This window comes from Daejeonella sp. (assembly GCF_044232565.1).
Taxonomy (GTDB): Bacteria; Bacteroidota; Bacteroidia; order Sphingobacteriales; family Sphingobacteriaceae; genus Daejeonella.
The window spans coordinates 1-10,209 of the sequence record NZ_JBIILQ010000084.1 but is presented as its reverse complement, the minus strand read 5'-3'; the positions used below and the strand labels follow the sequence as shown (position 1 = coordinate 10,209).

Genomic DNA, 10,209 nt, shown 5'->3' with positions numbered 1-10,209 from the left:
TCGCGAACATTATCTAAATCATCATCAGCGGCCAAATGGAAAAAATCTCTATAACCATTTTCAAAAGCTAATTTTAAGTTTGAAATAGCATCTTTAGGTTTTTTCATTAAGGAGTATAAACAAGAGGCATCATAATAATTACCATTATTTGGAAACTTGTTTACAATTGAATCCATCCAGGAAGTTGCCTCTTCAATGCGGTTTAAGTGAAACAAGGCATAATGGCGAACGTTTCCGTTATTGGCAACGAGTGTGTCAATTGTTAAAATGGTTTCATAGTCTTTTTTTGCCTTAGCTAAATCTTTCAATTTAAACTCATATAATTTGCCCCTATGCAAATAGGTATATGCATAATCTTTGTTGATTTCAATTGCGGAATTGTAATCTTTAAGGCCACCTTGTGTATCTTTCAAAAATTCATCCTTTACCCATCCCCTTCTATAATAAAACCATTCTTCAGTTGGATTTAATTCAATAGCTTTTGTAAAATCTTCAAGTGCGCCTTTATAATCCTTAGTTAAACGTTTTGCATCAGCTCTACTACCATAATCGTATGCTCGCGTTGAATCAATAGCTAAAGACTCATCAAAATTAGCAATAGCAGAAGCATATTCACCCAATTCTGAATAACAACTTGCTATTAAAGATTTTACAGATGCTCTAAAATCAACATCTGTTAATTCCAATAATTTTTTATAATCTTCAATGGCAGTTTTATAATCTTCTTTGCCTTCATATAACTGAGCTCTAATATAATACCATTGCTCTTTGTTTGGGTTATTTCTTATTTCAGTATTAGCCTTAGAAAGTGCCAGAGGAATATTTTTTTCAGACATAGACAAGAGGTAGCCACGAGTTTCTTTATCAGTATCATCTAATATATACGCTTCGAAAATGTCACTAATTGCCTCATCTTTTCTATCAAGTTCTAGGTAAACAAAGCTTCTATAAAAATAACCAAGCGGATATTTAGGAGATAATTTGATTAACGTATTAAGTGTTTTTTCTGCCTGATCATATTTTTTATCAAAAAGATAAATCTTACCCAAATTAGTCCAAGCCCTTTCATTTCCTTCATCAATTTTTAAAGCTTGTTTGCAATCTTGCTCTGCACTAACATAATCATTCATTTGAATATAAGTCTCGGCTCTGCTTAAATATCGATTCTCATTTTGAGGAGTATTTTTTATTGCAGAGGTGAAATCAGCAAGGGCATTTTCATAATTTTCTATTGCTAAATATATATCTCCCCGAGCCTGAAGACAAAACGAAAGCCAATCTTTTTCCTTAGATGGAACATATTTTAGCCCTAGATTAATACTGGTTAATGCCAAAGCCATATCATCTTCATTTTTGTGGATTAAGGCATTGTAATAATAGGCCATATAATTTTTAGGATTAAGCTCTAACTCTTGATTAAAAAGTGTCAACGCTTTTTCATAATCTTCTGCCTCGTATGACTGTAAAGCTTTATCAAAATAAGTTTGCGCATAGCTAAATTGAGTAAAAGCTAGAAAACAGAGGATTAATAGGAGGGGCTTTTTCATGAATTGTATTTTTTGTCCTAATTAAATGATTGGAGATATTATAAATTTATTTAAAGAATTCTTTCTTGAGTTTTTATAATAATAGATACCAAAAGTCCTATTCCCACAAGCACATCAATTACATTCCATAAGTCTCTACCCAATGCTATTTTAAAAAATGGCTGAAATAAAAGAGCAAGGGCAGCATAGATGATCATCACTGTTTTATTACCTTTTTTATCTGCCTGAATAGCCAAAACCCAAAAAATTGCAAACACACCAATAAAAAAAGACCTATAACCTCACATAAGTGCGTCGGATTATAAAATCAAACGTTTCATATAGGGCTTCGCTCGACTTTGTCAATCTTAAATAGCCAATAAAAGCTCCAACAGTTGTCATTGGCAAAAGCACAATAAACTAAATCATCACAAAATTTAAATTAAACACAATTTTATTTCATGTTTTGTGCTTATTAAGATTAATGGAAAATATCATTAAACCTAACGCTAAGCACATAACCATTAGAATATGGCTTTAAACAAGAATAAATTATCTTATTCAAAAATGTTTAATTTAAAGTAAAAATACTTACGGAAAACCGTAAAATGGTGAATTGTTGATAATTTTAAATGAAAATGGATTTCGATCTAGGGGAAACTAGGTTAGCCATCAAAAAGGCCTTTGGGAATTAACTGTTCTGATGAAATTTTGGATATGTATATTAAGCTGGGATTATATCACCCCAATATCTTTGCAAAAAGCAATTAACTGTTCATTATTAGTGAAGTTTAAGACTTCCTTCATATAATTTAATCGCTTCTCCACGCTGCTTAGTCCGGAGGGTTTAATTTTATTGATCTGCAAATGATTTGGAATATCTTTTTGTAAAACACCATTAGACAATAAACTAATCAATATGATATCAAACTCCTTAAATTCATAGGCATTACTGTACTGAATTGAACTTCTTAAAGCAGTACTCAAATAGGTTTTTTGATTGCTAATGGCCTCAAATGCTTGGTTCAGTTCGGAAACATCGCGACGAGCTTTACGTACAAAAGCATTGATGTTTAGATCTTTAAATAGATTATCGATGATGGCTCCTTTACTCTCAGCAGAAAATACAATCACCTTAATATTGGGTTGCAATTCTCTTACGGCCTTAATTAATTCGGTACCGGAACCAATTTTTTGCGGGACTTCATCCTCTTCAAAAGATAGATCTGTAATCAACAAATCATACTCATCACTAGTCTTTATAGCTTGCGTGACCCGTTTGTGTGCATCATCGCAATAATATACATAATCATTATTCAAACAACCGAAATCCTCTAAAGCTTTCCTAATCGAAATATTAGAACTTTCATGATCTTCAGCAATAAGAACCCTTTTGAACATAATTTTAAGCCTTAATAGGAATTATTAACTGTACGTTAAGTCCGCCTTTCGTACTAGTTCCAAAATTAATAATACCATTAATACTATTAATACGGTTTCCCGTATTTGTCAAACCATTCTTAAATTTTATGCCGTCAGAGATTCCAATGCCATTATCTGTATAATAAATAAAAATTTTATCACCTTTAAGTTCAAACCGAACGGCTACTTGAGTCGCCCGACTGTGTTTTCGCATGTTTACCATCAACTCTTGAAGCACTTGTTTAATCTCAAATTGATCTTCATAGGGCAAATGTTTCCACAGCTCATTAGAATTTCCAACAATAACTACTTTGGTTTCTTCGGAAGCAAATGAAACTAATAATTCGCGAATAGTATTTTCAAAACTACTGTCTTCATTTGCTTTGGCTAAGACCTCATAGGAAATATCGCGGGAGCGTTCATACAATACTTCCATTCTATCGAGTATTTGCTCATGCACAATCTCCTTATTATTCTCAATTTCGGTCATTATTTGATAAATTCCATTGGCTACCACATCATGAACCTTTTTGGAGGTTTTTAAATGCCCTTCCTGAATGGCATTTTTAGCGATAAGTGCTAGGCGTTTTGTACGTCTCTTGTACCATACTATGGATAAGATAGATCCTCCAACTAATAGAATACTGAGTGAAATAATCCAAATAGTACGAATTGTGGCCTTTCGTTGAAGCATTAGGCTATTAGCCTTATATTTTTCAGTTTCGTAACGGACGAGGGCAAATTGGTTTTTGGCATTATTTCTTACCGTTTGAATGCTATCTGCCAATTGGCGATACTGAGCGAAATATTTCTTTGAATTTTGTTCATCACTTAATAAAATAAGCTTTTTAAGGCATTCAAGAAGGTCATCTGGACTATCAAGATTGTATACCATTTGATGCCATTGCTTTGCAAAGTATAGGGCACTATCGGGACGAGTTTTTAAATAATAATCTGTAAGATGATCATAACTATTATTTTCGCCTAATTTATCTCTTTTTTTAATTCGTATTTTTAATCCTTGTCTAAGTTCTGTAGATGCATTATAGCTAGGGTTTTGAAGCCATTTGGCACTTGCATAGTTTGTAAGTATTCGGGCGTAATTTATAGCATTTTTATCTTGCGTGATAATACCTTTAAAAACTGAAATTGCATCCTCATAGTTACCATTCTTTCGATATGCATTGCCAATATTGTTTTTAATTATCAAGATAAAGGCACTATCTGACGTGAATTCTAAACTCTTATTATAAAACTCAATAGCCTTATCATATTGTTTTAAACTAAAGCTTACGATTCCAAGAGCATTATAATTAGATAAATTTAATTTATAATGTTTCGGGTTTTTATCATCTAAAAAGGTCGCTGCACTTAATGATAATTCTTGTGCACCAAAAAAATCGCTTTTATCTGAAGCAATAATAGCCATATTGATCATGCAAACGGCCGCATTAAGACTATCCCTTTCTTGAAGAAGTTCATCCTTAGCTTTGTTATAATAGGTAAAAGCAGAATCTTTTTTACCCAAGTCACGAAATTTATATGCTTTTTGAAAAATTGGATTTTGGGATTTCTCTACTTTCTGAGAGTTGGAGCAGGAGTAGCAAATTGTAATGAAAAGGATATATAAAACCGAACGATGCATATGAATAAAATTTTATCCAATTTATACAATTCGGTGTGATTTTTTCTTTTTGATGTTTTAATGATTTGAAAAATAAAAAAAGACGCATCAATTTTCATTAATGCGCCCTTTCTATCTAATTATTGTGGTGGAATTTGTCCGTTTCCACCACCTGTATCCACTACCACATTATCACTAATTGTTTGTGTTGCTGTAGTTTCACTTTCAGTTGTACTAGCCGTTGGGCTTGCCAATCCCAATAAGATTGCAATTAATAACTCAATCATTTCTTAAAAATTAATAGGTAAATAATCTGGCAGGGCTATCCGAACCTTATCGAAAAGCTTGCTGCATGTTATTCAAGAGGCGCCTCTTAAAATTTTGGGAAGGATTGAGAATTTAAAAGCAGGATGGTATCGATGTTTCCCAAGACAATCAATTTTCCTGCATTTTTATTCTCTTGGAAACCGATATTGCCTAGGATGGTTTCGGCTTCCAGGAGTAAAATTGTGACTTAGGGATTGGGGTGGCTATATTTGATTCCGAAGATTCCTGTAATTCCTAAAGGAATTCCGGAAAAGCATGAAATTTCCTTAGATTCATAAAAAAAAATCAAAATTTATAACAGATGTTCTCAGATTATAAAGTCCAGGTTCTTGATTTTTATAAAAAAATGCGGGAGCAGGGACTTCTTCCGTTACATTTAATAAATCCTACAGCAGCTAAGCTGAAAAAGGAATGTATTTTAATTTTTCAATCTAGAAGCACAAAGGGCGACATTGGGATACTTCGTCAATTTTTTGGACATCGGGAGGAAGATCTTGGGTATTTAAAGGCAATAAAAACGATTGATACCGATAAGTTTAAGCCATTGGTTAATTTCTTAAAGGAACAAACCCAGGATACGGAAGATAAAAATATCGAATTATTAGCGTGGCTTATAGATTTTAATCCGAGGCCATACCAGTTTAGTCTTGAAGCAAAGAAGCTTCCTAAAGGCGAGATTATAACTATTACAAATGAAAGTGCGTTTAAATCTGAGTCAATTATACTATTAGGATTTGATATCAGTATACCCTTAAAACACTGGTATCAAAAAAGAAATCTTAGACTTATTCCTATTTTTTTAATCGCCCTGATTTCGATCTTCGTATTCAATCAATTTATGGGCTCAAATTCCTTTTTAAGTTTTGGAGGAAATAAAAATCAATGCATGTATTGGGCAAAGGATCGCTATGTTTCGAAAAATTGCGATGAGAAGATGCCGCAAGTTCAAATCATAGCTTTGGATGAATCAAAACTTCGATATTTTAAAAAAATTACTCGTCCAGATACCTTAAAAATCACTAATATTAGTGGAGTTTGGTATTCTAAAATTAATAAGGTGATTGAATTATATACTTCACCTGGCAATCATCCAGTTCATACTGAAAAACAATTAAAACCACTATCAAAGTATATGTTCAATAAATATATATTGAATGAGCAGAATAGAAGATTGATAAATACTAATTGAGTTCAACAAAAAACCTTTCCTAAATTCCTCTTAGGATACAATTTCTTAATTCAGTATTTTCGTAAGCACATATAATCTCCCATGAATAAACTTAAAAACTATATTAGCCTATTCCTTTTATCCACGCTTTGCGCTTGTGGAAGTGGGGGAAATAATAAAACGAAAATCGATGGCGTTGAAAAAACTAAGGAAAAATCTGTAGGTACAAAGAAGAACATTCTCGTTTTTGGGGATAGTCTTACTGCCGGACTAGGAGTTGAACAAGAGGAAGCATTTCCTGACATTCTTGGGAATAAAATTGATTCCTTACAGCTTCCTTATGAGGTGATTAATGCGGGACTTAGTGGCGAGACTTCTGCTGCAGGTAAAGCCAGAATTGATTGGCTATTAAAGGATAATGTAGCTATTTTTATTCTTGAGTTGGGAGCAAACGATGGATTAAGGGGCATTCCAGTAAGTGAAACACGTAAAAATCTTCAGAGTATTATTGATCAAGTAAAAGCGAAATATCCGGAAGCGAAACTGGTGATCGTCGGCATGGAAGTGCCACCCAACATGGGTAAAACTTATGCATCCGACTTCCGAATGATCTTCCCAGATCTTGCGAAGAAAAATAACATGGCCTTAGTTCCTTTTTTATTAGATCGCGTGGGTGGCATACCTGAACTTAATCAGGCGGATGGAATTCACCCTACAGCAGCAGGACATCAAATATTAGCCGATAATGTTTGGAAGGTTTTAAAAGATATTCTCTAAAATAGATAAAACGAAAAAATCCGGATAAACCGGATTTTTTTCGTTTTTTAACCCTTTTCAAATTCCTCAAAGTGATCAGGGACAAATCATATCTAACTAATTCAAATATAGGACGCAGGTAAAGTGAATAAGTTGCAAGAAGATGATAATATTTATTGGGGATGGTAGTGGTGCGGTGTGGCTGTTGCGGTGGTGACTGGTAGGAATGAGGCTTGGTATGGTGGTGACTGGTACGGTGGTGACTGGTACGGTGGACAACACCGACCAGAGGACCGACCAGAGGAACAAAAAAAAGCCCAAAATTAAAATTTTGGGCTTTTTAATTCAATAATTTTTAGTGATTTATTGTACGTAAAAATTACCCTTCATCATACCACTATGACCGGGGAATGTACAGATAAACTCATAAACACCCTTTGCTGGTGCTACAAATTCAATGGTAACAGACTCCCCACCACCTATTAATTTAGTATTAAACAATACTTCAGAGGCTCCGGCAGGAATGTAATCCGTATCTTTTGCTTGCATTGCTTTAGTAGCAAAGTCAGAAACAATTGTCCCTTGAGCTAATAATACCCAATTATGGCCCATAGCTTCTTTGGCTACTTTACCAGTATGGTTAAGAGTTAATTTAACTAACTGACCTTCTTTAACTGTGATTTCGGGAAGATCATATTTCATATCATCGCCCGCATTAATGGTAATTGAAACTTCTTTCTCAACTGGCGCTGCTACAGTTTCTTGAGTCGTAGTATCTGCACTGCTAGTCTCAGAAGAATCTGTGCTACCGCCGCATGAACTCAAGGCAAATAATGCCGAAAAAGCAATTAAACTTAAATTTTTCATATAATTATTGTTTTAAATTTTAAATAATGTCCAAAATTAAGTCATGAAAAATGTAGTATAATCTGCTGATTGTCACAATTGATGAATCAAGATATTTCTACCTTATTATGATAATTGTGGGTGAAATGGGGTTGTTTGCCAGCACTGAAGCTCGCTAATTTACTTTGCAATTGGCAGGAGTTATAGTATAGAAATAAATAAAAGAAAGTTTCAGTAGACTGTCAGACATTTAGAAGTCTAAAGGGCAACACCAACCAAGAGGAAATAAGATGAAAATATTTATTGTGAGATGAAGAACTGCGGTAATAACTGGTGCGGTGGACAACACCGACCAGAGGAAAATAACTCATCTCTTTCCTCTTTAAAAGCTCCATAAATCTTTGTGGTTAAAAATAGATGCTAGGAAAAAAATCTACTTAACCAGAATCGTAGGAAAAGAAACGGTAAACGTGGTGCCTTTTGACGTATCTGAATCCACAGAAATAGTAACTTGATGATAATCGGCTATACTTTTAACAATCGATAGTCCGAGGCCATAGCCCACCGAATCTTCTGATTGATTTGCCTTTTTAAAACGATTAAAAATAGTTCCTATCTCTTCGGCAGGAATACCTATCCCACTATCAATCAGATATATATCGTACGAACCATCTGCATTCAAACGATCATTTATGTGTATAAATCCGGATGCTTTATTATAACGAATGGCATTATTCACCAGATTATAAATCATTTGAAAAATAAGATCTCGGTTGATGTTCTTAAGAGTGATGTTCTTTGAAATTTTGATTTCTAGTTTAATATCCTTTTCACTTAATCGGTGACTAATTTCATCCAAAATATCATCAAATACTTCGATCACGGCTACTGATTCTTTCTTGGTAAACTGATCATTTTCAATTCTAGAAATCAATAATAAAGAATGCACAATGCGCTTGAGGCGGTTTAGTGTTTTTTGCATGCCCATGAGGCGTTCTTGAACAAAATCGCTGACTTCGGGCTCACCCATTAGGTTTTCGATCTTATTTTGCAGAATTCCGATAGGTGTCATCAATTCATGTGATGCATTAGCAGTAAACTCTCGTTCTTTCTCAAAATCGACATGAATTTGTTCCATGAGCTTAATTAATGAATCATCAAGAAACCTAAAATCACTGGTACTCGTTTTTATGGGTGTCGTATTTTCATTAAAAGGAAATTTCCTGTTGATGATTTTAGTCTGAATGATTTTTACCAATGGCCTAAGCAGGAAGCGCGTATAAAAAAGATCGATTATCAGAGTTATGAGAATCAGTCCGAGAAGTACATAGGTGGCAATACGTTGTAGCGGACGCTTGTATTGATCTATGGTTTCGATGGTTTTCCCAACCTCCATCAAATACGTTCCACGTTCAGTATTAAAAGCATGAATTAAGACGCGATAGTTGAGTGTATCTTGTTCAATGATACGCTCGTCTGTATAAATGGTATCTAGCTTGAAGCCATTTTCTACGGGCTCTAAAGAAACATATTCCTCCTTCAACATGGTATAACTACCATAGCTTTCTTCTCCTTGCAAATAAGAATCTACTCCATTTTTAGAAACAACCTCCAGCACCTTTTTTTGCTGCTGTTGAAGGTAAAAATCGGTATAGTTTTTAGCAATTTGCTCAATCAGATAGGGCAGAGTAAGCACGAACAACAAAACTATAGCAAGCTTTGAGAGCGTAATAAAAAGCGTGAGTTTGCTAATTAATTTCAATTATTTTCTGATTTTATAACCTACTCCTCTAACAGTTTCAAGCCATTCTACTTGTCCGTAAGCTCCTAATTTTTTACGAATATTCTTAATATGAACATCAATATAATTGGAATCATAATCATCATCAACAAAAGAGCCCCAAATATGCTCACTCAACTGCATCCTGTTCAGTACTCTGTTTTTATGCAAAAGTAAGTAACTGAGTAAATCAAATTCCTTTCGGGTAAGTTCAATTTCCGCAGACTGATGTTTAACCGTCCTATTTTGCAGGTCAATCATGAATTCACCCAAATCAATTTCTTGAGTATTCACATTAAACTTCCTTCTAGAAATTGCCTGCATCCGTGATTGTAGCTCTAGCAGCGAGAAAGGTTTCGGTAGATAATCATCTGCTCCTAAATCAAGGCCTAAAATCCGATCTTCAATATTTCCACGAGCGGTAAGAATGATATAAGCCGCATCAGGATTAAGCTTTTTAGCCTCCTGAAGCACTTTTAAGCCATCAAGGTCAGGTAATCCCAAATCTAATAGAACAAAATCGTATGGGTTTACACCAAGCATTTCTAGTGCTTTCTTGGCAGTATGAGCCATATCGCAAAGGTAAAATGCCTTTTTCAGGAAGGCCTCAACTTCATAGGCCAACGTTTTTTCATCTTCAATTAACAGTACTTTCAAATCAGAATTGGTAATAGAAACTTAAATTAAAAAATGACCGTGGCTTTTGCTTCGTTTCTGATACGTTTTTTCCAAGGCTCGATATTTGCCATCCTGCCTCAAG

Annotated in this window: 11 protein-coding genes; 3 read left to right on the top strand and 8 right to left on the bottom strand. The window is 34.2% G+C overall.

The genetic code is table 11. The features are described from left to right. The 5 genes from ACILQF_RS06450 to ACILQF_RS06430 form a co-directional block, all read right to left on the bottom strand. The coding region (locus tag ACILQF_RS06450; protein WP_395626595.1) for a tetratricopeptide repeat protein at positions 1 to 1,430 on the bottom strand (1,430 nt) is incomplete at its 3' end. Between the two features lie 167 nt (positions 1,431 to 1,597). Continuing rightward, positions 1,598 to 1,804, bottom strand: coding sequence for a DUF6804 family protein (locus tag ACILQF_RS06445; protein ID WP_395626594.1), 207 nt, complete (start codon positions 1,802 to 1,804; stop codon positions 1,598 to 1,600). 457 nt (positions 1,805 to 2,261) lie between these two features. Next, a complete protein-coding gene (locus ACILQF_RS06440; RefSeq protein WP_395626593.1) occupies positions 2,262 to 2,927 on the bottom strand; it encodes a response regulator in 666 nt (221 codons plus the stop codon). A gap of 4 nt (positions 2,928 to 2,931) precedes the next feature. Next, a complete protein-coding gene (locus ACILQF_RS06435) occupies positions 2,932 to 4,476 on the bottom strand; it encodes a tetratricopeptide repeat protein (protein ID WP_395626592.1) in 1,545 nt (514 codons plus the stop codon). Positions 4,477 to 4,712: 236 nt separating this feature from the next. Beyond that, a complete protein-coding gene (locus ACILQF_RS06430) occupies positions 4,713 to 4,859 on the bottom strand; it encodes a hypothetical protein (RefSeq protein ID WP_395626591.1) in 147 nt (48 codons plus the stop codon). Between the two features lie 341 nt (positions 4,860 to 5,200). Between ACILQF_RS06430 and ACILQF_RS06425 the strand changes: the two genes are divergently transcribed. The 3 genes from ACILQF_RS06425 (at position 5,201) to ACILQF_RS06415 (ending at position 7,150) form a co-directional block, all read left to right on the top strand. Further along, the gene (locus tag ACILQF_RS06425; protein ID WP_395626590.1) at positions 5,201 to 6,088 is read left to right on the top strand and encodes a hypothetical protein; all 888 of its coding nucleotides are present in this window, start codon (positions 5,201 to 5,203) and stop codon (positions 6,086 to 6,088) included. An 81-nt stretch (positions 6,089 to 6,169) separates the two neighbouring features. Then, complete coding sequence (locus ACILQF_RS06420) at positions 6,170 to 6,844, top strand: arylesterase (RefSeq protein WP_395626589.1); 675 nt, start codon at positions 6,170 to 6,172, stop codon at positions 6,842 to 6,844. 177 nt (positions 6,845 to 7,021) lie between these two features. After that, the gene (locus tag ACILQF_RS06415) at positions 7,022 to 7,150 is read left to right on the top strand and encodes a hypothetical protein (RefSeq protein WP_395626588.1); all 129 of its coding nucleotides are present in this window, start codon (positions 7,022 to 7,024) and stop codon (positions 7,148 to 7,150) included. Positions 7,151 to 7,186: 36 nt separating this feature from the next. Here the strand turns inward: ACILQF_RS06415 and ACILQF_RS06410 are convergent, their stop codons facing one another. The 3 genes from ACILQF_RS06410 to ACILQF_RS06400 all read right to left on the bottom strand — a co-directional run bounded on the left by ACILQF_RS06410 (position 7,187) and on the right by ACILQF_RS06400 (position 10,106). Then, on the bottom strand, positions 7,187 to 7,690 hold the full coding sequence (locus ACILQF_RS06410) for a plastocyanin/azurin family copper-binding protein (protein ID WP_395626587.1): 504 nt from the start codon (positions 7,688 to 7,690) through the stop codon (positions 7,187 to 7,189). 412 nt (positions 7,691 to 8,102) lie between these two features. After that, entirely contained in the window at positions 8,103 to 9,431 is a 1,329-nt protein-coding gene (locus tag ACILQF_RS06405) for a sensor histidine kinase (RefSeq protein WP_395626586.1), read from the bottom strand. Continuing rightward, positions 9,432 to 10,106, bottom strand: a complete 675-nt coding sequence (locus ACILQF_RS06400; protein ID WP_395626585.1) for a response regulator transcription factor — start codon at positions 10,104 to 10,106, stop codon at positions 9,432 to 9,434. It lies immediately after the preceding gene. Positions 10,107 to 10,209: the final 103 nt, after the last annotated feature.

Coding starts and splice junctions, on each gene's coding strand:
- ACILQF_RS06440 (WP_395626593.1), bottom strand. CDS start 2,927: ATGTTCAAAAGGGTTCTTATTGCTGAAGATCATGAAAGTTCTAATATT.
- ACILQF_RS06430 (WP_395626591.1), bottom strand. CDS start 4,859: ATGATTGAGTTATTAATTGCAATCTTATTGGGATTGGCAAGCCCAACG.
- ACILQF_RS06425 (WP_395626590.1), top strand. CDS start 5,201: ATGTTCTCAGATTATAAAGTCCAGGTTCTTGATTTTTATAAAAAAATG.
- ACILQF_RS06420 (WP_395626589.1), top strand. CDS start 6,170: ATGAATAAACTTAAAAACTATATTAGCCTATTCCTTTTATCCACGCTT.
- ACILQF_RS06410 (WP_395626587.1), bottom strand. CDS start 7,690: ATGAAAAATTTAAGTTTAATTGCTTTTTCGGCATTATTTGCCTTGAGT.